The sequence below is a fragment of the Niveispirillum sp. FG156 genome (genome assembly GCF_057809555.1).
The window spans coordinates 91,136-114,669 of the sequence record NZ_JBMDKE010000010.1 but is presented as its reverse complement, the minus strand read 5'-3'; the positions used below and the strand labels follow the sequence as shown (position 1 = coordinate 114,669).

The 23,534-nt window shown below is 62.7% G+C and carries 21 protein-coding genes and 1 other RNA gene; 8 read left to right on the top strand and 14 right to left on the bottom strand.

Annotated features, from left to right (window positions below; genetic code table 11):
- The first annotated feature begins 147 nt into the window (after positions 1 to 147).
- Positions 148 to 1,392, top strand: coding sequence for a substrate-binding periplasmic protein (locus ACODSP_RS08460; protein WP_488965169.1), 1,245 nt, complete (start codon positions 148 to 150; stop codon positions 1,390 to 1,392).
- Positions 1,393 to 1,402: 10 nt separating this feature from the next.
- On the opposite strand, the gene ACODSP_RS08455 is transcribed toward ACODSP_RS08460, so the two are convergent.
- From ACODSP_RS08455 to dprA, 3 genes are all read right to left on the bottom strand, one after another.
- Complete coding sequence (locus ACODSP_RS08455; protein ID WP_488965168.1) at positions 1,403 to 1,879, bottom strand: hypothetical protein; 477 nt, start codon at positions 1,877 to 1,879, stop codon at positions 1,403 to 1,405.
- A gap of 68 nt (positions 1,880 to 1,947) precedes the next feature.
- A complete protein-coding gene (gene topA, locus ACODSP_RS08450) occupies positions 1,948 to 4,620 on the bottom strand; it encodes a type I DNA topoisomerase (protein WP_488965167.1) in 2,673 nt (890 codons plus the stop codon).
- Between the two features lie 51 nt (positions 4,621 to 4,671).
- A complete protein-coding gene (gene dprA / locus ACODSP_RS08445; RefSeq protein ID WP_488965166.1) occupies positions 4,672 to 5,808 on the bottom strand; it encodes a DNA-processing protein DprA in 1,137 nt (378 codons plus the stop codon).
- A gap of 252 nt (positions 5,809 to 6,060) precedes the next feature.
- Here dprA and ACODSP_RS08440 point away from each other — a divergent pair, with 252 nt between their 5' ends.
- A complete protein-coding gene (locus tag ACODSP_RS08440; RefSeq protein ID WP_488965165.1) occupies positions 6,061 to 7,683 on the top strand; it encodes an ABC-F family ATP-binding cassette domain-containing protein in 1,623 nt (540 codons plus the stop codon).
- Between the two features lie 184 nt (positions 7,684 to 7,867).
- Positions 7,868 to 9,241 (top strand): aspartate aminotransferase family protein, encoded by a 1,374-nt coding sequence (locus ACODSP_RS08435; RefSeq protein WP_488965164.1) that lies wholly within the window; start codon positions 7,868 to 7,870, stop codon positions 9,239 to 9,241.
- Positions 9,242 to 9,347: 106 nt separating this feature from the next.
- Here ACODSP_RS08435 and ACODSP_RS08430 read toward each other — a convergent pair whose 3' ends face one another.
- The 6 genes from ACODSP_RS08430 to tkt form a co-directional block, all read right to left on the bottom strand.
- Positions 9,348 to 9,584, bottom strand: a complete 237-nt coding sequence (locus ACODSP_RS08430) for a DUF3126 family protein (protein ID WP_488965163.1) — start codon at positions 9,582 to 9,584, stop codon at positions 9,348 to 9,350.
- A gap of 131 nt (positions 9,585 to 9,715) precedes the next feature.
- Positions 9,716 to 10,726 carry a type I glyceraldehyde-3-phosphate dehydrogenase gene (gene gap, locus ACODSP_RS08425; RefSeq protein ID WP_488965162.1) on the bottom strand — a complete coding sequence of 337 codons (1,011 nt, stop codon included), beginning with the start codon at positions 10,724 to 10,726 and terminating at the stop codon, positions 9,716 to 9,718.
- Between the two features lie 278 nt (positions 10,727 to 11,004).
- Positions 11,005 to 11,316 carry a type II toxin-antitoxin system RelE/ParE family toxin gene (locus tag ACODSP_RS08420; RefSeq protein WP_488965161.1) on the bottom strand — a complete coding sequence of 104 codons (312 nt, stop codon included), beginning with the start codon at positions 11,314 to 11,316 and terminating at the stop codon, positions 11,005 to 11,007.
- Positions 11,313 to 11,603: a hypothetical protein gene (locus ACODSP_RS08415; RefSeq protein ID WP_488965160.1), complete on the bottom strand. Its 291-nt coding sequence runs from the start codon at positions 11,601 to 11,603 to the stop codon at positions 11,313 to 11,315. Before ACODSP_RS08415 ends, ACODSP_RS08420 begins: the two co-directional genes overlap by 4 nt.
- 54 nt (positions 11,604 to 11,657) lie before the next feature.
- Complete coding sequence (locus tag ACODSP_RS08410; RefSeq protein WP_488965159.1) at positions 11,658 to 12,290, bottom strand: hypothetical protein; 633 nt, start codon at positions 12,288 to 12,290, stop codon at positions 11,658 to 11,660.
- 88 nt (positions 12,291 to 12,378) lie between these two features.
- Positions 12,379 to 14,367 (bottom strand): transketolase, encoded by a 1,989-nt coding sequence (gene tkt / locus ACODSP_RS08405; RefSeq protein WP_488965158.1) that lies wholly within the window; start codon positions 14,365 to 14,367, stop codon positions 12,379 to 12,381.
- A 353-nt stretch (positions 14,368 to 14,720) separates the two neighbouring features.
- Here tkt and ACODSP_RS08400 point away from each other — a divergent pair, with 353 nt between their 5' ends.
- The 5 genes from ACODSP_RS08400 to ACODSP_RS08380 all read left to right on the top strand — a co-directional run bounded on the left by ACODSP_RS08400 (position 14,721) and on the right by ACODSP_RS08380 (position 17,149).
- On the top strand, positions 14,721 to 14,975 hold the full coding sequence (locus tag ACODSP_RS08400; protein ID WP_156344781.1) for a hypothetical protein: 255 nt from the start codon (positions 14,721 to 14,723) through the stop codon (positions 14,973 to 14,975).
- Positions 14,976 to 14,977: 2 nt separating this feature from the next.
- The gene (locus ACODSP_RS08395) at positions 14,978 to 15,334 is read left to right on the top strand and encodes a cell division protein ZapA (protein WP_488965157.1); all 357 of its coding nucleotides are present in this window, start codon (positions 14,978 to 14,980) and stop codon (positions 15,332 to 15,334) included.
- A 13-nt stretch (positions 15,335 to 15,347) separates the two neighbouring features.
- Positions 15,348 to 15,506, top strand: a non-coding RNA gene (gene ssrS, locus ACODSP_RS08390) — 6S RNA.
- Positions 15,507 to 15,593: 87 nt separating this feature from the next.
- The gene (locus ACODSP_RS08385; protein WP_488965156.1) at positions 15,594 to 16,286 is read left to right on the top strand and encodes a 5-formyltetrahydrofolate cyclo-ligase; all 693 of its coding nucleotides are present in this window, start codon (positions 15,594 to 15,596) and stop codon (positions 16,284 to 16,286) included.
- 17 nt (positions 16,287 to 16,303) lie between these two features.
- Positions 16,304 to 17,149 (top strand): TIGR00282 family metallophosphoesterase, encoded by an 846-nt coding sequence (locus tag ACODSP_RS08380; RefSeq protein ID WP_488965155.1) that lies wholly within the window; start codon positions 16,304 to 16,306, stop codon positions 17,147 to 17,149.
- Positions 17,150 to 17,159: 10 nt separating this feature from the next.
- On the opposite strand, the gene ACODSP_RS08375 is transcribed toward ACODSP_RS08380, so the two are convergent.
- From ACODSP_RS08375 to ACODSP_RS08355, 5 genes are all read right to left on the bottom strand, one after another.
- Positions 17,160 to 17,990 carry a hypothetical protein gene (locus ACODSP_RS08375; protein WP_488965154.1) on the bottom strand — a complete coding sequence of 277 codons (831 nt, stop codon included), beginning with the start codon at positions 17,988 to 17,990 and terminating at the stop codon, positions 17,160 to 17,162.
- Positions 17,991 to 17,995: 5 nt separating this feature from the next.
- Positions 17,996 to 18,799, bottom strand: coding sequence for a hypothetical protein (locus ACODSP_RS08370; protein ID WP_488965153.1), 804 nt, complete (start codon positions 18,797 to 18,799; stop codon positions 17,996 to 17,998).
- Positions 18,800 to 18,958: 159 nt separating this feature from the next.
- The gene (locus ACODSP_RS08365; RefSeq protein ID WP_488965152.1) at positions 18,959 to 19,936 is read right to left on the bottom strand and encodes a formyltransferase family protein; all 978 of its coding nucleotides are present in this window, start codon (positions 19,934 to 19,936) and stop codon (positions 18,959 to 18,961) included.
- The gene (gene trpE / locus ACODSP_RS08360; protein ID WP_488965151.1) at positions 19,929 to 21,440 is read right to left on the bottom strand and encodes an anthranilate synthase component I; all 1,512 of its coding nucleotides are present in this window, start codon (positions 21,438 to 21,440) and stop codon (positions 19,929 to 19,931) included. The genes ACODSP_RS08365 and trpE overlap by 8 nt, the downstream gene beginning before the upstream one ends.
- Positions 21,441 to 21,445: 5 nt before the next feature.
- The gene (locus ACODSP_RS08355; protein ID WP_488965150.1) at positions 21,446 to 23,338 is read right to left on the bottom strand and encodes a peptidylprolyl isomerase; all 1,893 of its coding nucleotides are present in this window, start codon (positions 23,336 to 23,338) and stop codon (positions 21,446 to 21,448) included.
- Positions 23,339 to 23,534: the final 196 nt, after the last annotated feature.

Sequence of the window (23,534 nt, the reverse complement as noted above, 5' to 3'; positions counted from 1 at the left end):
TTGCCGGTTACGCCCGATGCGGCACGCGATGATTTAAGTTGGTCTGCGATCTATTTCAGCACCTTCCGGATAGGTGTTCGCTTCGGCCTGAACAGGCCTAGACTATTCCCTGTGCGTCGGCTTCAAGACCGGCGAGAAGGGAGTGAAATGCGCCTTGTCACCATGGCGGGGCGTCTGCTGCTGGGTACCTTGGTCCTGCAGGTTCCCGCTGCACGGGCGTCAGCCGCAGAGATACCGCGGTTTCTCACCAACATTGCGCCGCCCTATCAGGAAATGGTGGGCGACAACCTGGATGGCACCTCCATGCGTGCCTTTGACTGCGTCATGGACCGGCTGGATCAGCGCTATCAGGTGGACCTTTCCCCCTGGCTGCGTGCCCATGAACAGGTGCGTCAGGGATTGGCACAGGGCGTGTTCTCTGTGGCCCCGGATGCTGCGCGCGATACCGATGCCGGACGCCTGTCCCTTCCGCTGGCGCTGGAGCGCTGGGTATGGGTTACGACGGCCCCTGCCGGTGCAATCCCCGCCCAGGTGCGGACGGGACTGCCCGTGGCGGCGGTGCTGGGTTCCAATCAGTTGAAATGGCTTCAGGCCCATGAGGCCAATGTCGATGGCGCCGCGCGCAGCGGGGCACAGCTTCTGCGTATGCTGGTCGGTGGCCGTGTCGCCGCTGTCCTGATGGATGAGGCGGAACTGGCTTTTGCCAGGCGGGAGGCGGGCATCGACCCCGCTGGCCTGACCATCGCGTTTGAACGCTACATGCCGTTGGGCGTCTATTTTTCTGACGCCTTTCTGAAGGCGTATCCGGGCTTTCTGGAAAGGTTCAACGCCCAGATCCCGCATTGTGCCGCCGCCAACATGGCTCTTTCATCGGCTGAACGCCGTACGGCCCTGGCCGTGGCGCAGCATGTGCGTGATCAGCTTCTGGCCGATCCGGCCCTTCTGCCGGCCCTGGCCGCCGCGTGGCAGGTGAACGGGTCAAAGCCGGTGCAGCAGATCATGATGGAGGATCGTCGTTATCAGGCGCATCGCGACCGGGCAGATGACCCGTTGGTTACCGGCCTGCGCGATCATCCGCTGTCAGCGGCACTTTACCGGTTACGGGCCACATCGGGCGGCATGGTATCGGAAATCCTGCTGTTTGACGGGGCTGGCATGGCCGTGGCGTCCGACCCTTTATCCAGCGATCTCTGGCAGGCGGATGAGCGGAAATTCTCCATGACCGTCGTGAAGGGGCCTGATACCGCCTTCATCGACAATATCGCCTTCGATCAATCGACCAGTCAATTCAGTGTCCAGATCAGCTTTGCCATCGGCGGCGATCCCTCCGCCCCGGCCCTGGGTGGGGTGACCATCGGCTTGAATATCGAACGGACCTTGAACGGGAAATAGGGGAGCGGCCTTACCGTTCCATCAGGTCGGGCCGCCCGTCTTCGTCCATCTGCATCGGGCGGCGTTCACCCCGACGCTTCATCTCCATATCGCTGCTCGACACGGCCAGCGACATGGCGAAACCCGTGTCGGGGCAGGGGGTGGGGGCATAGCCACGGGCCAGTGCCTTGTCATCCTTGCCGTAATCCAGCCGCGCCCCGGCATAGGTGCCGCTGACGCCACCCATGGCAACGCCGGCCTCCACGGTCTTACGCACGCGGCATTTGGCTTCCTGTTCAGCCTGCTGCGCCTGTGCCACCGGGACGCCCTGGCTGTAATCGGGCACCGTGCGGGCCGTAGGGCCACCGCCCACCGGCTGCGGCTCCGGCTTCTTTTCCAGCAGGGTAAAGGTATTCACGGGTGGCGTCGCCGGCGCAGCCTGCTCCTCCGCTGTCGCGGAAAGGGCGATGATCGACAAAACCAGGCCGGTCAGAAATAGGGTGCGCATGGGGCCCTCCAGGGTGCTGATACCCTTTATACGGCTGAACATGGTTCACCCTATCGCTGTTTGCAAGTTCACGCCTTGGCTTTTTTCACTGCCGGCTTCTTCGCCGCTGTCGTTGCCGTCTTCGCCGTCGGCTTCTTGGCTGCTTCCGCCTTTGGTGCGGCGGCTTTCTTGGCGGGCGCCTTCTTCGGCTTTTCCTCGGCCTCTGCCTCCGGTGCCGCACCCTTCTTGGCCGTGTCCTTGGCGGCCTTCGCGGCCAGCAGTTCCACCGCCTGTTCCAGGGTCAGCGTGTCGGCATTGTAGGCCTTGGTAATGCTGGCGAACAGCTTGTTATGCTTCACATAGGGCCCGAAGCGACCGGACCCGATGGAGATGGGCTTGCCATCCTTGGGATGGTTGCCCAGCTCACGCCCCGCTACCGCCTTCTTCACCGGCCCATCGCCCAGCAGGACGACGGCGCGGTTCAGGCCGATGGTCAGCACGTCGTCATCCGGCGGGATGTTCTTATAAGCATCGCCATGCTTCAGATACGGCCCGAAGCGCCCGATGCCGGCCTGGATTTCCTGTCCCGACGACGGATGCGTGCCCAGCGAACGCGGCAGCGACAGCAACGCCAATGCCGTATTCAGGTCCACATCCTGCGGGTTCAGGCCACGGGGCAGGGAGACGCGTTTTGGCTTTTCCCCCTTGGCCACTGCCTCGCCCAGCTGGACATAGACGCCATAGGGCCCGCGCTTCATCACCACATTCTGGTTCGTCTCCGGGTCGACGCCCAGATCGCGGTCGGCATCTGCCTCCGCCTCTTCGCCGGCCACGGCCAGCGGGCGGGTATAGCGGCATTCCGGATAGTTGGAACAGCCGATGAAGGCGCCCGTCTTGCCCAGTTTCAGCGACAGCCGCCCCGCCCCGCAGGTGGGGCAGACGCGCACGTCGATCTTGTGCCCTTGCGTATCGAACCGGTCGGGGAAGAAGTGCGGCCCCAGCGCGTCATCCAGGGCATTCAGCACCTGGGTGATGGTCAGGTCCTTAGTCTCGTCGATGGAAGCATGGAAGTGCTTCCAGAACTCCCGCAGCACATCCTTCCAGAAGATGCGCCCGCCGGAAATATCGTCCAGCTTCTCTTCCAGCGCCGCCGTGAAATCATACTGCACATAGCGGTTGAAGAAATTCTCCAGGAAGCTGGTGACCAGCCGCCCGCGATCTTCCGGCTCAAACCGTCTTTTCTCCAGCCGTACATAATTGCGCTCCTGCAAGACCTGCAAAGTGGAGGCATAGGTTGAGGGACGACCGATGCCCAGCTCCTCCATCTTCTTCACCAGACTGGCCTCGGTATAGCGGGGCGGCGGCTGGGTGAAGTGCTGATCGGATTTCAGGGCGCCGCGCGTCAGGTCGTCGCCATCCTTCATGGGCGGCAGGCGGCGGTTCTCCTCTTCCTCCCCGTCATCATCCTTCTCTTCCTGATAGACCTTCAGGAAGCCATCGAATTTCAGGATGGAACCGGTGGCGCGGAACACCGCTTCCGCCCCCTTCGACATGATATCGACGGTCACTTGGTCCAGCACGGCGCTGGCCATCTGCGACGCCACCGTACGCTTCCACACCAGCTCGTAAAGCCGCAGCTCGTCCTTGTCGAGATAGCGGGTCAGCTGATCCGGGCGGCGGAACAGGTCGGTCGGGCGGATGGCCTCGTGCGCTTCCTGGGCGTTCTTGGCGGCGGTCTTATAAATGCGGGGCTTTTCGGGGACGTAATTATCGCCCCAGGTCTGGTCGATCAGGCGTCGCGATCCCTCAATGGCCTCCTGGCTGAGTGACACGCCGTCAGTACGCATATAGGTGATCAGACCGACCGTCTCCCCACCGATATCCACGCCCTCATAGAGCTTCTGCGCGGTGCGCATGGTCTTGACAGCACCAAAGCCCAGCTTGCGGCTGGCCTCCTGCTGCAAGGTGGAGGTGGTGAAGGGCGCATAGGGATTGCGCCGCACTTCCTTGCGCTCCACCCGGCCGACCTTGAACAGCATGGGGCGGATGCGGGCCAGGGCAGCCTCGGCGGCTTCCTTGTTGCCCAGGCTGAACTTCTCCAGCCGCTTGCCATCCAGCTGCGTCAGGCGGGCGGTGAAGGTGGCGCCTTCGAAGGTTTTGAATTCCGCCTCGATGGTCCAATATTCCTGCGGCTTGAACGCCTCGATCTCGGCCTCGCGCTCACAGATCAGACGCAGGGCCACCGACTGCACGCGCCCCGCCGATTTCGACCCCGGCAGCTTGCGCCACAGGACAGGCGACAGGTTGAAACCCACCAGATAATCCAGCGCGCGGCGGGCCAGATAGGCCTGCACCAGTTCCTGATCCACATCGCGCGGCTTGCCGATGGCATCCAGAACGGCGCTCTTGGTGATCTCGTTAAAGGTGATGCGGCGGATTTCCGCCTTGCCGGCCAGCCGCTTTTCCTTCAGCAGCTCATGCACGTGCCAGGCGATGGCTTCCCCTTCGCGATCCGGGTCAGTGGCCAGGAAGACGCGGTTCGCACCCTTCACGGCACGGGCGATCTCATCGACATGGCGCTTGGACCGGTCGCCCAGCTCCCAATCCATCTCGAAATCCTCTTCGGGGCGCACCGACCCATCCTTGGGCGGAAGGTCGCGCACATGCCCGAAGCTGGCCAGGACGGTGAAGTCCGACCCCAGATATTTGTTGATGGTCTTGGCCTTGGCCGGGGATTCGACGATGACGACACTGCCAGCCACTGAAGGACCCGCCTTTGCAAGAACGATGGATAACCGGACGGCGGGAAAGGGTCAGATCAGGCTGACCTGCCCACCGGGATGGCGCTGCAGCCGTCCCGCCAGTTCCATTTCCAGCAGGACAGTCAACACCACACCGGCAGACAATTGGCAGCCGCGGACCACTTCGTCAATGAGAACCGGGGAGGGGGACAAGCACTCCGTCACCAGACGGCGCGCTTTTTCCAGTTCCATCTCGTCTTCGCGGGCTGGATTGGTGGGGCGGAACAGCCCACCGCCGGGTTCGCTGAACGGGCGGCGCAGGGCGCCTTGCAGGTGGTTGATGACATCATCGGCATTCTCTACCAGCCCCGCCCCCTCCTTTATCAGGCGGTTACAGCCCTGGGCACGCGGGTCCAGCGGTGATCCCGGCACGGCAAACACCTCGCGCCCCTGTTCGCCGGCAAAGCGCGCGGTGATCAGCGATCCTGACTTCACCGCCGCCTCCACCACCACGACGCCCAGCGACAGGCCGGAGATTAAGCGATTGCGCCGGGGGAAATGACGTGCCTGCGGCTCCGTGCCCAGGGGTGATTCGGCCAGAACGGCCCCGCGCGCAGCGATATCGCGGTAAAGCGCGTCATTTTCCGGCGGATAGATAATGTCGACACCACCCGCCACCACGGCCACCGTCCCGCCACCGGTCGCCCCACCGGCCAGGGCGCCAAGATGGGCCGACGTATCAATGCCGCGCGCCAAGCCGGACACCACCGTAAACCCAGCCTCGGCCAGATCGCGGCCCAGCTTTTCCGCCATCTTGCGGCCGACAATGCTGGCATTGCGCGCGCCGACGATCCCCACGCAGGGCCGCGACAGCAGCGCCGGGAAACCCAGCAGGGTCAACACCGGCGGCGCATCATCCAGCACGGCCAACGGCCCCGGATACTCCGCCTCTCCCCGGAACAGCCACCGCGCGCCAATCCGGTCCAGCGCCACGGCTTCCCGCTCCACCTCTGCCTTGCCCGGAATGCGCAAGGGGGCGGTGCGCCCGCCGCGCTTTGCCAGATCCGGCAGGGCGTTCAGGGCGGCGGTGGCGGTCCCGAACCGCTCCATCAGCCGTAGAAACGTCACCGGCCCGACATTCTCCGCCCGGATCAGGCGGACACGGTCGATACGTTCAGCATGGGTAAGGGGGGTGATTGATGATTGCATGGCTATATGGTTCTGCAATTACATGCTAGTGTCAATCGGCATGGTGTTTGTGTTTAGGCGAAATCCAAAACTAAAACCTTGCCGAAAACGGCCCGTAGGTGTCGTCACCACGCGCGGCAGATCAACCGCGTAGCTCTGTTCATGCGCTGGGCAGGCCTGCATCGTCAGTCGGCATAAGGGCCGATAGACCCCTGTCGTGCCCGGCATCTTGTGGCATAAGGGGGCCAATCTGTGCCCTTGGAACCCGGCCCCATGATCCGCTTTGAAAATATCAGCAAACATAACGGTCACCGCATTCTATTCCTGGAATCCTCCGCTGCCCTGAACCGGGGGGAAAAGGTGGGGCTGGTGGGGCCCAACGGGGCCGGCAAGACCACCTTGTTCCGGATGATCACGGGTGAGGAGCAGCCGGATACCGGCCAGGTATCGGTGGAGAAGCAGGTTTCCATCGGTTACTTCAACCAGGATGTCGGTGAGATGTCCGGTCGCAGCGCGGTCCAGGAAGTGATGGACGGTGCCGGGCCGGTCAGCGAGGTCGCCAAGGAACTGGCAAGCCTGGAAGAAGCCATGGCCGATCCCGATCAGGCCGACCAGATGGACGCGATCATCGAGCGCTATGGCGAGGTGCAGGCGCGTTTCGATGAACTGGGCGGCTATGAGCTGGAGGGCCGCGCACGCGAGGTGCTGGCCGGCCTCAGCTTCAGCCAGGAGATGATGGACAAGGATGTCGGCGCCCTGTCAGGCGGCTGGAAGATGCGCGTGGCGCTCGGCCGCATCCTGTTGATGAAGCCCGATGCCATGCTGCTGGACGAACCCAGCAACCATCTGGATATCGAAAGCCTGATCTGGCTGGAAGGGTTCCTGAAGGGCTATGAAGGTGCCCTGCTGATGACCTCGCACGACCGGGAATTCATGAACCGGATCGTCAACAAGATCATCGAAATCGATGGCGGGTCGCTGAACTCCTATTCCGGCGACTACAATTTCTATGAACAGCAGCGTGCCCTGAACGAGAAGCAGCAGCAGGCGCAGTTCGAACGCCAGCAGGCCATGCTGGCCAAGGAAATCAAATTCATCGAGCGGTTCAAGGCTCGAGCCTCCCATGCCAGCCAGGTACAGAGCCGCGTTAAGAAGCTGGACAAGATCGAACGTGTCGAGCCGCCCAAGCGCCGCCAGACGGTGATGTTCGACTTTCCGCCCGCACCACGCTCGGGCGATGATGTCGCGGTGCTGCGCAATGTCCACAAGGGCTATGGCAGCCGCAGCATCTATCAGGGCTTCGACTTCACCATCCGCCGCAAGGAACGCTGGTGCGTCATGGGCGTCAATGGTGCCGGCAAGTCGACCTTGCTGAAGCTCATCGCTGGCGCCGACCGGCCCGATACCGGGACCGTCAATGTCGGGGCCAGCGTGAAGATGGGCTATTTCTCTCAGCACGCGATGGAACTGCTGGATGGTGAGCAGACCGTTTTTGAAGCCTTGGAAAGCGCCTTTCCGCAGGCGGGCCAGGGGTCGCTGCGGGCACTGGCCGGTTGCTTCGGCTTTTCTGGCGATGATGTGGAAAAGCGCTGCCGGGTGCTGTCGGGGGGCGAGAAGGCGCGGCTGGTGATGGCAATGATGCTGTACAATCCGCCGAATTTTCTGGTCCTGGACGAGCCGACAAACCATCTCGACCTCGACACCAAGCAGATGCTGATTACCGCGTTGGCCAATTATGAAGGCACCATGCTGTTCGTGTCGCACGACCGGCACTTCCTGGCCACGCTCTCCAACCGCGTGCTGGAGCTGACGCCGGACGGCATCCATCAATATGGTGGCGGCTACACCGAATATGTGGCCCGCACCGGACAGGAAGCGCCGGGCCTGCGCAGCTAATGCGGTTTTAGATAGGGGCCGTGACGCCGGCGTGTGTCGGCGTTATGCTCTCTGCATGACCTATCATGGCCCGTGCCCCAAGGAAGTGATGCTGTTGCTCTGCGCCCGGATCGGGTTCAACCCGCCGGTCTGACGGTTGCCGACTGTCCGTCATCTGCATCTTGATCCTGGGGAGGGACGACTTGTGTCCACCATCGATACCGACGCGTTGAAGCGCCTTTCCGGTGCCCATCACTGGCATCCGTTCACCGACCATCAGGAACTGGCCGCCCTGGGCGGGCCGCGCATCATCACCCAGGCCGAGGGGGTGTGGCTGACCGACAGCACGGGTGCGCGCATCCTGGATGCCATGGCCGGGCTGTGGTGTGTGAATGTCGGCTATGGGCGGCGGGAACTGGCCGATGCCGCCTATCGTCAGCTGACCGATCTCAGTTTCTATCACGGCTTCTTCAAGACCACGACGGAGCCGACGGTGCGGTTGGCGGCCAAGCTGGCGGAACTGACGCCATCGGGCCTGAACCGTGCCTTCTTCGCCAATTCCGGGTCGGAGGCCAATGATACCATCGTGCGCATGGCGCGCCATTACTGGGCACTGAAGGGCAAGCCGGAAAAGCGGGTCTTTATCGGGCGCGAGCATGGCTATCACGGCACCACCATGGCCGCGACCTCGCTGAACGGCATGAAGGTGATGCACGAACAGGGCGGCCTGCCGCTTCCCGGCTTCACCCATGTCATGGCGCCCTATCCGTTTGAGGGCCAAGGGGAGATGAGCGCAGAGGCGTTTGGGCGGCTGGCGGCCCGCGCGGTCGAAGAGAAAATCCTGGAGATCGGCCCAGAGAACGTTGCCGCCTTCATCGGGGAGCCGGTGCAGGGGGCCGGCGGCGTCATCATCCCGCCCGACAGTTACTGGCCGGAGATCAACCGCATCTGCAAAGAACACGACATCCTGCTGATCGCGGATGAGGTGATCTGCGGCTTTGGCCGTCTGGGCCATTGGTTCGGGTCACAGCGTTACGGGATCAAGCCGGATTTCATGACCCTGGCCAAGGGCATCACGTCCGGCTACGTGCCGCTCTCCGCCGTCATGGTCGGTGACCGGGTGGCGGAGACCTTGATCCACGAGGGTGGGGAGTTCTACCACGGCTTCACCTATTCCGGTCACCCCGTGGCCTGTGCCGTGGCGCTGGCCAATCTGGAGGTGATCGAGCGGGAAGGGCTGGTGGACCGCGCGCGGACGGAGATCGGGCCGTACTTGCGCGAGAAGCTGGAGGAGGCGCTGGAGGGGCACCCGATCGTGGGTGAAATCCGCTCCGAAGGCATGATCGGCGCCATCGAGATTGTGCAGGACCGGCGCACGTGGGAGCGCTTCCCCGGCGGCGGCAAGGTCGGCCTGATGGCGCGCGACCATTGTTTTCACAATAACCTGATCATGCGCGGCATCCGCGACAGTCTGGTCTATGCCCCCGCCCTGACCATGACGAAGGGGGAGGCGGACGAGGTGGCGCGGCTGGCCAAGCTGGCGCTTGACCTCACGGCGCGGGATTTGGGTGTGATATAAAAAACCGTAGGTCAGGTCGCGGCGAAGCCGCGCCCTGACAGGAAGCTATTTGCCATATCTGTCGGGGCTCGCGCATCGCGCTCGACCCGACCTACGGCGAGGACCATCACTTTTTCGCCGGCGCGATGTTCGGCAGGTCTTCGGACAGGATGGTCATGTTGAAGGCGTAGGAAACGTCGCCATCATCCTCGTCGCGGTACAGGGTACCGATGAATTCCTCCCCGATGGTCACTTCGACTGGCTGGCCCTTCTTGGCCGGCGGGTTCACGGTGATCTTCTCGTTGCCGAAATTCTTGCGCAGATAGGTCTGCAACCGCGCGATCTCGTTGGGGGTCATGTCCATCTGCCCTTTCTTGTGGCTCTTGGGGTTCAAAGAAAAGCCAGGGGCGCCGCTCCCGCCGGGAACGGCGCCCCTGTTGTCGATCCGGCCTGCAATCAGGATAGCCTGATCACCGGCAAAGACCAGTCGGGAAATCAGCCGGCATTCGCCATGGCGATGACGGTGTCGCCCATGCGGTTGGAGAAGCCCCATTCATTGTCGTACCAGGTCAGGATACGCACGAAGTTGCCTTCCATGACCTTCGTCTCGTTCAGGGCGAAGATCGAGCTGTGGCTGTCATGGTTGAAGTCGGTGGAAACCAGCGGCTCGGCATAGGCGCCCAGGATGCCCTTCAGCGGGCCGGACGCAGCGGCGTCCAGGATCAGCTGGTTGACCTCTTCGACGGTCGTGTTGCGCTTGGCCACGAACTTGAAATCGACGACCGAGACGTTCGGGGTCGGCACGCGCAGCGAGGTGCCGTCCAGCTTGCCCTTCAATTCCGGCAGAACCTTGCCCACGGCCTTGGCGGCACCGGTGCTGGTCGGGATGATGTTCAGCGCGGCGGCACGGGCGCGGTGCAGATCCTTGTGGAACGTGTCCACGGTGTTCTGGTCGCCGGTATAGCTGTGGATGGTGGTCATGAAGCCATGGGCGATGCCGATGCCATTATTCAGCACATAGGCGACCGGGGCCAGGCAGTTGGTGGTGCAGGACGCGTTGGAAACGATCTTGTGTTCGGCCGTCAGCTTCTGATGGTTCACGCCATAGACGACCGTCAGGTCTTCGTCGGTGGCGGGAGCCGAGATCAGCACCTTCTTGGCGCCGGCGGTCAGGTGCTTGGACGCGGCGTCGCGGCTGGTGAAGATGCCGGAGCATTCCAGCGCGATATCCACGCCCAGTTCACCCCACGGCAACTGAGCCGGGTCGCGCTGCTGCACGGAGCGGATGGTGTGGCCATTGACGACCAGATTGCCGTCGACAACCTCGACCGTGCCGGGGAAGCGGCCATGGACGCTGTCATATTTCAGCAGGTGGGCGTTGGAATGGGCGTCGGCCAGATCGTTGATGGCGACGACCACGATATCCTTGCGGCCGCTTTCGATGAGCGCGCGCAGAACCAGACGGCCAATACGCCCGAACCCGTTGATCGCAACTTTGACAGCCATGCTTTCCTCCGATTGAACGACGCCCGCGCCGGCTCTGGCGCGGGGGCCGATGGGCCGCGTGATGACCCATGTTCCCAAGCCCGAATTAACCCTTGAACCCCCCGCATACAAGGGCGCAACCGTCCCTTCCGCCATGCGTGAAGCGCACGGGTTGCAGCTTAGTTTTTTTGCGGGAAGGGCGCAATTCAGGTAACGGCGTTACCGGCATGACTCTTTGCGGTCAGGGTTTGTGCGGGGGTGGGGGCGGTGGGACTGTTGCGATCAATTTTGCTTACGTTTCATTCTTCAACAGGCGGCAAGGCGCCAAAATGCTGTGAGATATCGCGGCCACCATACAGGATGCCAAGGATTGTGACTTCGTCGCCTTCGACCTTGAACAGGATGCTTGTCCAACGACCATGACCTACAACCCGGATGCCCCCTGTTGTAAGCCGACCACGCTGTGGGAAGGTGTCCAGGTTCAAGCATGTCCGCCGAATGGCCTTCAAGAAATTCTCTGCTCGCTGCTCGCCAGAACGTTCAGCGATGTAATCTTCGATCTCGGATAAATTTCTTCTCGCATTTCTGGAAAATATGACGTGGAACTTCATTGTGCTTTTGCCGCGCGCCGGTTGCGGCGATGGATTTCCAATTCCTGATCGAACTCCTCAAGGGTCAGCAACTGGCTGGGATCCCGCCTGATCTCTTCCAATAACGGTATGCCGACCTTTTCGACCCAGCGGTCGATTTCCGGATTCTCATCATATTGCCGAAACATATCCAGCGCCGCTGAAACAGAGGCAGCATTGGATGGGTAGGCCCCGGACGCCACTAACCCGTCCAACAGGGCTGCATCCTCTTCCGGAAGCTCCAGGACCACTCTGCGTGTAGCGCCCATCAAATTTCACTCCACATCAGTCGAACCGAAAGATAACTCAGCTAGGTTCAAACGTCACCTCCGCACCGGTGCAGGATGGCCAGGGAGATCTTCAATGATCCTCGCTGAGTCGGAACCTATGCCATATGAAAACAGTGGTTGGGTTTCTTCAAAAATTTTGGCATGAATATGCCTCATAAATTTTTCGCCATCGCAGATAGCCCTTTGTGCAAATTTAATGTTACTTATTTTCGTCTGCCACTCGCTCTTTAAAAAACCTTCATACATACCGTAATGCAAGCCGCTTGATTCAATTTCTTTTTCTTCTTTAATGACCTCCGTCTTTCCATGGGCAACCATGTTACGAAATTTGAACAGTTCCTTGATTGTACTGAGCGGTGCCTCTCCGGGGTCAAGTTTATCAATATTGGCTACATCGCAAATGAGAGAAAATTTATCCAACGGTGATAGAGATTTTTCCACTTGTTTCCACGAGCTTAGAATCTCACTTCCAGCGTGATTCAAGTACGCTTCGATGGCAAATGTCGTGAGTATGATGCTTGAAAGGTAGTGATGCGATGCCCCAATAGGATCGCGGCGTCCGCATTCAAGGATAAATTCACTTGAGTTCCACAGGTGCGCATAAGTCCGCACAGGCATCTCACGCTGAATTCTTACACGTACCCTCTTTGCCTGCTGATCCTGCATTTCTTCCTGCTGCTCTACAAAGCAAAACGGCGCCAGGATAAACCCTGGCGCCGTCCGCGTCACATCCGATCAGATCGGGGAAACAGGCTTACAGCCGTTCCTTCGCCGCCTTCACGATGGCATCCGCCGTGATGCCGAAATGTTCATACAGTTCCTGGTAGGGCGCGCTTTCGCCGAAGCCGGGCATGCCGATGAACACGCCCTTTTCACCGATCCAGCGGTCCCAGCCGAAGCGGACCATGGCTTCCACGCCGATGCGCAGACCATCACCCAGCACGGCCTTCTGATAGGACTCCGGCTGTTCAGCGAACAGTTCCCAGGACGGCATGGAGACCAGGGCCGTGGGGATGCCCTCGGCTTCCAGCTTCTCACGCGCGTTGAAGGCGATCTCCACCTCCGACCCGGTGGCCAGCAGCGTCACCTTGCGGGGGCCGGAGGCCTCGCGCAGGACATAGGCACCCTTGGCGGACAGGTTCTCGTCCGTATGCTCCAAGCGCATCGTGGCCAGGTTCTGGCGGGTCAGGGCCAGGACCGACGGACGGGTCTTGGCGTCCAGCGCAATTTCCCAGGCTTCCGCCGCTTCCACCGCGTCGGCGGGGCGTAGGACCAGCAGGTTGGGGATGCAGCGCAGCGCCGGGACATGTTCCACGGGCTGATGCGTTGGGCCGTCTTCGCCCAGGCCGATGCTGTCATGGGTCATGACATGAATGACCCGCTGCTTCATCAGCGCGCCCAAGCGGATGGCAGGGCGGCTATAGTCGGAGAAGGCCAGGAAGGTGCCGGAATAGGGGATGATGCCGCTGTGCAGGGCCATGCCGTTCATGATGGCGGCCATGCCATGCTCACGCACGCCGTAATGGACGTAACGGCCATCCCAGCTGTTCTTCTGCACAGCCTTGGACAGGGCCTTGACGCGGGTATTGTTGGACCCGGTCAGGTCGGCGGACCCGCCCATCATTTCCGGCATCAGCGGGACGATGACGTCCAGCGTGTTGCCCGACGACTGGCGGGTGGCGATCTTCGGCTTCGTCTCGGACACGGCCTTCTTGTGGGCGTGCAGGGCAGCGCGCGCCTCTGCCGACAGGTCGCCGGCAATGGCGGCCTTGAAGGCCAGACGGTTGGGGGACCGCGCCAGACGCTTGACCCAGGCATCGACGGCCACATGGCCACGGTCGCCGAAATGGCGCCAGGTATGCAGGATGGCGTCGGGGATCTCGAACGGCGCATGCGGCCAGTTCAGGGCCTTGCGCGCGCCCTCAATCTCGGCGGCGCCCAGCGGGCTGCCATGGCTGCCGGCGGTGTTGGCCTTGGTCGGCGCGCCATAGCCGATGGTGGTGCGGCAAGCGATCAGCGAGGGCTTGTCCGTCAGCTTGGCCGCGGCAATGGCCTTGGCGACCGCCACCGGGTCATGGCCGTCAACGGCGGACACGTCCCAGTTATAGGCGGCGTAGCGGGCCTTCACATCCTCGGTGAAGGACAGGTCGGTGGAGCCGTCGATGCTGATGCGGTTGTCATCCCACAGCACGATCAGCTTCGACAGGCCCAGATGACCGGCCAGCGAGCAGGCCTCGTGGCTGATGCCTTCCTGCAGGTCGCCGTCGCCGGCAATGACATAGGTCGTGTGATCGACCAGATCGTCGCCAAAGCGGGCATTCAGGATGCGTTCGGCCATGGCGAAGCCGACGGCGGTGGAGATGCCCTGACCCAGGGGGCCGGTGGTCATCTCGATACCGCGCGCCATGCCGAATTCCGGGTGGCCGGCGGTCTTCGCGCCCATCTGACGGAAGCGCTTGATCTCGTCCAGCGTGATGTCTTCATACCCGGTCAGGTACATCAGGCTGTATTGCAGCATCGAGCCGTGGCCCGCCGACAGGATGAACCGGTCGCGGTCGGCCCAGTCGGGGCGCTTGGGATCGAACTTCAGAAACTGCGTGAACAGGACGGTCGCGACGTCGGCCATACCCATCGGCATGCCGGGATGTCCGGACTTGGCGGCTTCCACCGCGTCCATGGACAGGGCGCGGATGGCGTTGGCGAGATCGGCGTGGGACACGCCAGCGGTCAGATCGGACGACATTGCGCGAAGGGCCTTTCATGCGGGGGCGCCGGCCTTTGGGTCTGGCCGGACATTGCTCTAACGAAGCGCTGTACTTAGTGCTGTGTCGCAACAGGACGGACGGGCGGCGGCAACCGTCCCGGTCCGACGGCCGATACCCCCCGAATGGTGGCCGCAAATTGGCCAAATCCGCCGGGGGGGTCAAGCGACAGCCAAGCATGGCGGATGCCCGGCCATGGGGGTGGTCCAAAAGGCGGATTCCAGCGTTTTTTGCGGTGCGAATGTTGACGCGGGGGGAGGGCGGCCCCTAAGGTCTGTCGTCTGTGCCGTATATGGTGCCGGCATCCGTCCACCCGCCCTGAATGAGCCCCGCCTTGGACAGCCTCACCGCCGCGCTGGAGCGCCTGGATAAGTCCATCGGCTTGCTGGACCGCGCCCTGACGCGCCGTCTGGAACGGTTGGATGCCGGGGCTGGCACGGCGGGCTGGCTTGCGGAAAAGCTCCGGCTGGAGGCGGAGCTGGCGGCGGCACGCCATGGCGAACGCCAGGCACAAGAACAGGCCCGCGTCATGAAGGTTCGCCTGGACGCGGCGATTTCACGCCTGCAGGGCGTGCTTGAGGAAGGTTGATCATGCGTCGCGTCGATTTCACCCTGAATGGCCGTAACCACTCGCTGAGCTGCGAGGATGGGCAGGAACAGCGCCTGCTGGAACTGGCCGCCTATGTCGATGCCCGCATGCAGGAACTGACGGGCGGTGCGGCGGGTCATGAGGTGCAGAACCTGATCGCCACCTGCATCGTGCTGGCGGATGAGTTGATGGAGGCGCGGGCCGAGGTCAAGTCCCTGCGCGCCGGCCATGCCCCGGCCCCCATTGTGCATCCGCCGGCCCCGGCAACGGCCCCGGCGGATGAGGCAAAAGTGGTCGCCGCCGTCGATACGCTGGCAAAACGCATCGAAGACATTGCAGCGCGGCTTGAACGCGCCTAAATAGGGTATAGGAAGTTGGCTGCCTGGTGCGTCAGGTCGCTTTATCCCCGGGGCCGATAATCATTCCTCGAGGGGGCTGTCTCTACCGGCATCGTGGTGCCGGCATATGGCTCCCACCTGTTTGCACAGGTCACGAGGGATAGCATTCACCAACGGCCAAGGCGGCCATCTTCCGCTTTTTTGTTCCCTCAAGCGCCGGGCGCCGCCATCCGGCGGCTTTGGTTTACGCGGCACGTGCCGCGCGGCGGCAGTCGCCGCCATGCGGCACGTGCCGCGCGGCGGCAGTCGCCGCCATATTATCGGCCAGCATCTGACCGACAATATTGTCTTCCCCCAGATCACCGGTTTTACGATGCCAGACCTGGACGTCGATACAATCGCCCAGGCCAAGCAGGCCGCCCGCATCCAGGCGCGCGCGGCCCGCGCCAGCGCCCATGCAGCGTCTGGTTCCGCTGCGGCGGCATCAATCACCACCCATCTCCTGTCGCTATTGCCGGACTTGCGCCCCGGTCCCCTGACCATCGCGGGCTATCATCCCAAGAGGGATGAGGTGGATGTGCTGCCCGCCCTGTCGGGACTTGCCGCCGCCGGCCATGGCACCGCCTTGCCTGTGGTGACGGGCCGCGCCTGGCCGCTGGTCTTCCGGCTGTGGCGGCCCGGCCATCCGCTGGTGCCGGGCGCGTTTCGCATCATGGAACCGATGGGCGATGCGCCGCTGGTGCAACCGGATATCGTGCTGGTGCCGCTGCTAGCCTTTGACCGGGCAGGTTACCGTCTGGGCTATGGCGGTGGCTTCTATGATCGCACGCTGGAGGTGCTGCGGGCAGAAGCGCCGACCATCGCCGTGGGCATCGGCTATGCGGGGCAGGGGGTGGATAAGCTGCCCATCGACGCCTACGATCAAAAGCTTGACTGGATCGTCACGGAACAGGGCGCCTGGCGCCCGGCGTAAATTCTTCGGGGTATCAGATGCGGTTGCTTTTCCTGGGCGATATTGTGGGGCGCAGCGGGCGGGAGGGCGTGTTGCGCCACCTGCCGGACCTGAAGGCCAGGCTGAAGCCCGACTTTATCGTCGTGAATGGGGAAAACGCTGCCGGCGGCTTCGGCATCACCGAAAAGATCGCGCAGGAACTGTTCGATGCCGGGGTGGATTGCGTGACCCTTGGCAACCATGCCTGGGATCAGAAGGAACTGCTGGGCCAGATCGGCCGCCTGCCGGGGCTGGTCCGCCCCATCAACTACCCCGACGGCACGCCGGGTCGCGGCTTCACCATCCTGCCGGCCAAGAACGGGCGGCATAAGGTGATGGTGATCAACGCCATGGGCCGGGTCTTCATGGAGCCGCTGGACGACCCGTTCCCGCCCGTGGAAAAGGTGCTGAATATCCATCGCCTGGGCGGTGCCCGCATGGGGCCGGCGGGTGTGGATGCCATCATCATGGACATGCATGCCGAGGCCAGCAGCGAAAAGATGATCATGGGCCATGTCCTGGATGGCCGCGTCAGCTTGGTGGTCGGCACCCATTGCCATGTCCCCACCGCCGACCTTCAGATCCTGAACGGCGGTACGGCCTATCAGACCGATGCCGGCATGTGCGGTGACTATGACACCGTCATCGGCATGAAGAAGGATGCCGCCATCCACAAGATGCTGCGCAAGACACCGGGTGAACGCTACTCACCGGGTGAAAACGACGCGACCGTCAGCGTTTGTGGCGTGTTCGTGGAAACCGATGACCGTACCGGCCTTGCCAAGCGGGCCGAACCCGTGCGGATTGGCGGGCGGCTGGGCCAGAGCCTGCCTGCGGCGGTTTGATACCGCACCGTCAGTTCAGCTTTTCATCATCCCGAAGCGACAGAACCAGCCGCTGGTCCAGATTCAGTGCACGGCGGATATGTCCCATATGCTTTTCTACAAGACGGGCAAGTGTGCCATTGCTCCGCACTATCTTCAGGCCTGCCTCAAGTGTGGGGCGCAGATAGGCCGCGACTGGTGACAGATAGAACCGGCCCTCCCGGTCAAAATGCAGAAGCAGATGTTGCTCGGGAACAAGTCCCCGATGGATCGGGGTATCCGCCATGATCCCGTTGACGGAATGCGGAATGTAATCCACGCCCCGATTGCTGGCCCTTAACATATCATATAGGCGACCGGGATCTGTTACAGGTGTGATGGCCGGCAGGCCATTGGCCTGCCACAGTGCAAAATCCACCCCTTCCGGCCCTAAACCGGCGACCAGACCGGATCGGCGCAGGTCATCCAGGCTGTTGATGCGGTCGAACCTTTCCTGGTCCTGTGGTCTGATCATCAGCACACGCTGTCCAGACAGACCGTCGGTCAGCGGAAAATCGATGCGCACAAAATCACTATCGTTCTGGGGGCTCTGCGTCATCCACATGATGGTCAGCTCTCCGCTTGCCAGCATCTTCTTCATGCGCAGACGGGCGGGGTCTTTAACCCCCTCTATCACCACCTCATGGCCAGCGGCGGCAAACGCGGCGATCAGCAGCTCATGGAAGTAGGCGTGCGTCCCGTTCTGGGTCGTCGGTGCCGCAATGCGCGTCTGTGCCGCCTGGGACGGCACAATGCCCAGCAGCCACGGGACGACAAGAAGGAGCAGCTTCCAATTCAAACCAGGTAACCTTGTTGTCATCACATGTTTCAGCGTATCGCTGGGCGATCGTCCTGGTCGATCAAGTCGAGAACAAGACGCTGGTCCATGGCAAGATCGCTCTTCAAATGACCGTAATGCTTTTGCAGCAATTTGGCATAGGTCCCGTTATCGCGCAGCTTACTTAGGCCGCGCAGCAGGACCGGTGCCAGATGAGCCACGGACGGGGCCAGATAGAAGACGCTGTCCCCCCGATACCGCAGCAACAGGCGCTTTTCGATCGCCAGCTCGGGATGGGCTTGTGCATCGTGCATCACCTCGGACACACCACGTGGCATGTAATCAATGCTGCGGTTACCGGCCGCCAGCATTTTGAACAGCAGACGCCAATCCGCGACATCACCCGCCACCGCCAGCCCGTTCCGGCGCCAGATATCTACCTCCAGCCAGTCCTTGCCCATGCCAGCCACCAGGCCCAGTCGGGCGAAATCCTCCAGCTTGCTGATCTGATCGAAAACAGCTTGTTCCCCCGGGCGGATCAGAAGGATGCGTTGGCTGATCAGGCCGCCGGTCAGGGGGAAATCTACCGGTACATACTGCTTGTCGCGTTCCGCCCCCCGCACCATCCACATCACATCCAACTCGCCGGTGCGCAGCATCATCTTGTACCGCTCCTTGCCGGGCCCGGCGATGCCCTGCAATTCCACGGGGTACCTGGCGGCCTTGAACGCCTCTCTCAGAACATCCTGAAAGAACAAGTGGCTGCCTTCACGGCTTTCGGCCACGCGCAAAATGGTCGGCCCCGCTGCATTTGCGGAACCGATCCAGCAAGCCATGGCCAAGACCAGGGCCAACGCCCTTTTTGTCCATGAAACCACGCAACGTCGCCTATCGAAGGAGAAGCCCTACGGGCTTCTTTACGGTTAGAGGGATTGCTCGAAACTCTTTAAACATTTGCGAAAGCAAGTCGGTTTGTCGAAGGCAAAACCATATCAAAAGGATAGGGGAGGGCGTCAGGCGCGGGGCCGGACCAGCATCACGGGGCCCCCCGGTAGTCTGGACCATTCGTCGAACGGAAGCAGGAAATCGACCCGCGCTGCTTCAACCGGAAGGGCCGCCAGGGGGATACTGAAACCACAGCGGCCATCGCCATGCCCAGCGGCGGCCACGTCGCCGCGAAAGGCGCTGGCCAGCAGATTGCCTGCTGCACGCCCATCCACCTCAACCCTGACAGTGACGCTGGCTGCGCCCGGATCATAGGCCCAGCCGTGGATGGCCCCATCAATGATGCCGTCCACCCACCCCAACACCCGACCACCGCACCGATAAGCCACAGCGCCCTCTTCGCGATGGTAGGTTAGGATACTGTCCGGGCCCTCATGGAAGGCGCGCCAGCGTCGTTGCCGTTCCTGCTCATCCATCGACGGGGTCACCTGGGACAGTGCCAGGATATCGGCGCGCCGCCGTGCCGGGCCGCGCCAGGACAGTCCCGGCGCCGGGGGCCATGGCTGCTTGCCGAGCAGGTATGGGCTGAGGCGGTCCAACATGCGCAGCAGCACTGGCCAGGTCAGTTCATCCAGGCTGCGGTGACCGATACCTGACGGGATGGAAAACTGATCGAATGCCAGTATAGGGCCGGCGTCGAGTGCCGCGACCATGATATGGACGGTCACGCCAAAGTATGCGGCACCTTCATAAAGGGCCAGATGATTAGCGGCGGAACCGGGATAGTCGGGTGGTGCCGGATGGAAATTGACCGCCCCCGCGCGGCATGCCGACAGCAGCGATGCCGGTACCCGTTTGTCGAAACCGGCACTCACCAACCGGACGTTAAATCCATAGTGCCGGACCAACTCTGTCCCCAGTTCCTGAAGACTAGTGACAATCGTAGCACCCGGCAGCAATGGCGCCAGCGCTGGGGCCAGTGCCGCTGCCGTGGCCAGGATCAGTCGATCCGGCACGGCGGTGGCAAGGCTCCAATCGTCAGCCACGGCTTTCCTGCGCGAAGCGGACCGCCTCCTCGGCGGCCTTGAACAGGGCCTTGGCCTTGTTCACGGTCTCCTGATACTCGGCTTCCGGATCGCTGTCGGCGACCACACCGCCGCCGGCCTGCACATGCATGACACCATCCTTCAGGACGGCGGTGCGCAGGGCGATGCAGGTGTCCATGGTGCCATTGGCCGCGAAATAGCCGATGCAGCCGCCATAGATGCCGCGCCTTGTCTTCTCCAACTCGTCAATGATCTCCATGGCCCGCACCTTGGGCGCGCCTGAAACGGTGCCTGCGGGGAAGCCGGCGACCAGCGCCTCGATCGGCGTGAACTTGGGGTTCAGCTTTCCTTCCACGTTCGAAACGATATGCATGACATGGGAGTAATACTCGATCGTGAACTTTTCCGTTACCGTAACGGTCCCCGTGCGCGATACCCGGCCCACATCATTGCGGCCCAGATCCAGCAGCATCAGATGCTCTGCCAGTTCCTTGGGATCGGACAGCAGGTCGGCGGCCAGTTCCTTATCCTCCGCCGCATCCTTGCCACGGCGGCGCGTGCCGGCGATGGGGCGGATAGTGACGGTGTCATCGCGCAGGCGAACCAGGATTTCCGGGCTGGACCCGACAACCGACAGGCCGCCGAAATCCAGGAAGAACAGGAAGGGCGACGGGTTCAGGCGGCGCAGCGCGCGGTACAGCGCGAAGGGCGGCAGGGTGAAGGGAACCGAGAAACGCTGGCTGGGCACCACCTGGAAGATGTCGCCGGCGCGGATATATTCCTTCGCCTTCTCCACGATCCCATAATATTCCTGCCGCGCCGTGTTCGATTCCGGTGCCGGAAGGGCCGTAAGGTCCAGGGTCGTTTCATAGGCGGCGGGCACCGGTCCTTGCAGATCGGCCACCGATTCCGCCAACCGGGCTTTGGCCGCGTCCAGCGCCTGTTCCGCCGGCACACCGGCCTGTGGGCGCACGGGCGTGATGACCGTCACGACATTCTCAATCCCGTCGAAAACTGCCATGACCGTAGGGCGGATCATGATGCTGTCTTCGACGTCCAGGTTATTGGGATTGCTGTCGGGCAGCTTCTCCATCAACCGGACCATGTCATAGCCCAGATAACCGAACAGGCCCGCCGACATGGGCGGGAGCTCCGCCGGCAGGTCGATGCGGCTTTCGTCCAGCAGTGCCGTCAGGGCCTTCAACGGGGCTTCAGCGCAAGGGGTGAAGCTGTCGGGATCAACCGCGGCGTTGCGGTTGATCTCTGCCTTCGTGCCCCGGCAGCGCCAGATCAGGTCGGGCTTCAAGCCAATGATGGAGTAACGCCCGCGCACCGAACCGCCGGTGACCGATTCCAGCAGGAAAGCGTTGGGACGCCCGCGCACCAGCTTCAGCATGGCGGAAACGGGGGTGTCCAGATCGCTGACCAGCCGGGTCCAGAGCACCTGCGCCGCTCCGCTGTCATAGGTGCGGATGAAGGTGCTGTCGTCCGGAAGGGTGCGCACGGGACTTACTCCTGCGTGGTGCGGTAAAGCTGGTTGATCAGGGTCTGGTTGATGGTCACGCCATAATGGGCGCGCAGGGCCGCCAGGTACTGGAGAACCAGTTCATCCTGCATGGCCTGGCCCGTGGCATTGGCCAGCTGCGTCACCTGTGCCGCTGCCATCGGGTTGGCCGGGTCGGCGGCGATGATGCCGGTCAGCTTGACCACCACCACGCCCGTCGGCTTTTCACCCGTGGCGACATCGCCAACGGTGCCGCTGAACAGCGTCTGCTGTGCGGCGGCGGGCACGATGGCGCTGGGCGCGCCGGCGCGCATCAGCGGATCGACATTCTGGACCAAGGCGCTGGGGATGCCGGATGCTGCTTCCTTGGCGGGCGTGCCGGCCTTCAGCTTGGCTGCGACTTCCTCGGCCTTCTTGCGTACGGCGACCTGCTTCTGCTCGGCCTGCCAATCACCCAGAACCAGCGACTTAACCTCGTCCAGCGGCTTCAGGGCGGCGGGGAACACGGCTTCGGCCTGCACGGCGAAGAACGCGTCGGACCCGGCCTCTTCCACGCTGCCCGTCTGACCGGAAGCAACGGTGAAGCCCGAGGCGATGATCTTGTCGATCGCGGGCAGGTCGGCGCCCTGGGCCACGCCGGCGGCATTGGCGCCACGGCTGTCGACCTTTTCCAGCTTCACGATGCGCGCACCCACGGTCTGGGCGGCCTCAGCCAGGGGCGTGCCGCCGGCCAATTCATCTTCCAGCTTGGTCGACAGCTCGAACAGCTTTTCCAGGGCTTTATCCTGGCGAACCTTCTGCGCGACCTCGTCCTTCACCTCTTCCAGCTTGCGCTCGCCACCGGCCTGAACCTTGGTGACGGTAAAGATGTGAAAGCCGAAGGCGCTTTCCACGGGGCCGCCAGACGTGCCCTGGGCGGCGGCGAAGGCGGGTTCGGACAGTTCGGCGGGCAGACCATCCTTCTGGACATCATCCAGGGTCACCGCCTCGACGCCCGCTTCCTTTGCCACGTCCTCGATCTTCTTGCCGCCATTCACGGCGGCCAGGGCCTTGTCGGCGGCTTCCTTGCTGGGGAACACGGCCTGCGCGATGGAGCGCTTTTCCGGCGTGATATAGTCACCGGCATGGGCGTCGTAATATTCGCGCAGCGCCTCGTCCGTGACCTCGATATCCTTGGTCAGGGCGGCTGTTTCCAGCAGGGCCACGTTCAAGGTGCGGTATTCGGGTGCTGTGTAGCGGACGGCCTTGTCCTTGTGGAACGCCTCGAGCGTCGCCTGATCGGGCGACGGGGCGGCGGGCATGGCGTTGAACGGGATGGTCACGGCCTCAAAGGTGCGGCCTTCGAAACGGTACCGGAACAACGCCTCGGCCAGCGTCTTGGACGCGGACGCGCCGGCGGTGACGGCACCGATCAGGTCGCTGCGGGCCATGTCGGATCGTACATCCTCAACAAAGCCGGCCTCGGTCAACCCGTTCTGCTGCAACAGGGCGCGCATCAGGTTGGCGTCGAAATTGCCGAAACTGTCCTTGAAGGCGGGAACCTTCAGCACCTCGGCGCGCACGGTATCATCCGCAATGCGCAGGCCCAGATCCTCTGACGCCAACGCCAGCAGTTCCTTCTGGATCAGCTGTTCCAGCGCGCGGTCGCGCAGGCCGAACTGACGGGCCTGCTCCTCGGTGAATTCCGGGCCGACCATCTGCTTCATGCGGTTGAATTCGGCCCGGTAGGCCTGATCCAGTTCCACGGGCGTGATGCTGCGGTCGCCGACCTTGGCGACGCCGGTCTGCACCCCCTTGGTGACATCACCGATGCCCCAGACAGCGAAGCTGATGATCAGGGCCACGAACAGGATCTTGACGACCCAGGAGCCGGCGGTGCTGCGGATGATCTGGAGCATGGGGACGCTTGCGGTTCCATCGAATTGGTACAGCGCCGCCCGCCGGAATGCGAACGGCACCGCCGGGCCACAACCCGGAAAGCGCGGCATCATAGGGAAGCGGCACCCTGGGGGCAAGTCCGGGGGGCGGGCAGGGGCCATGTCTTGTGCATCGGCCCATGACAACGCTGACCTTTTGGACAGGGGCGGCGGGGCC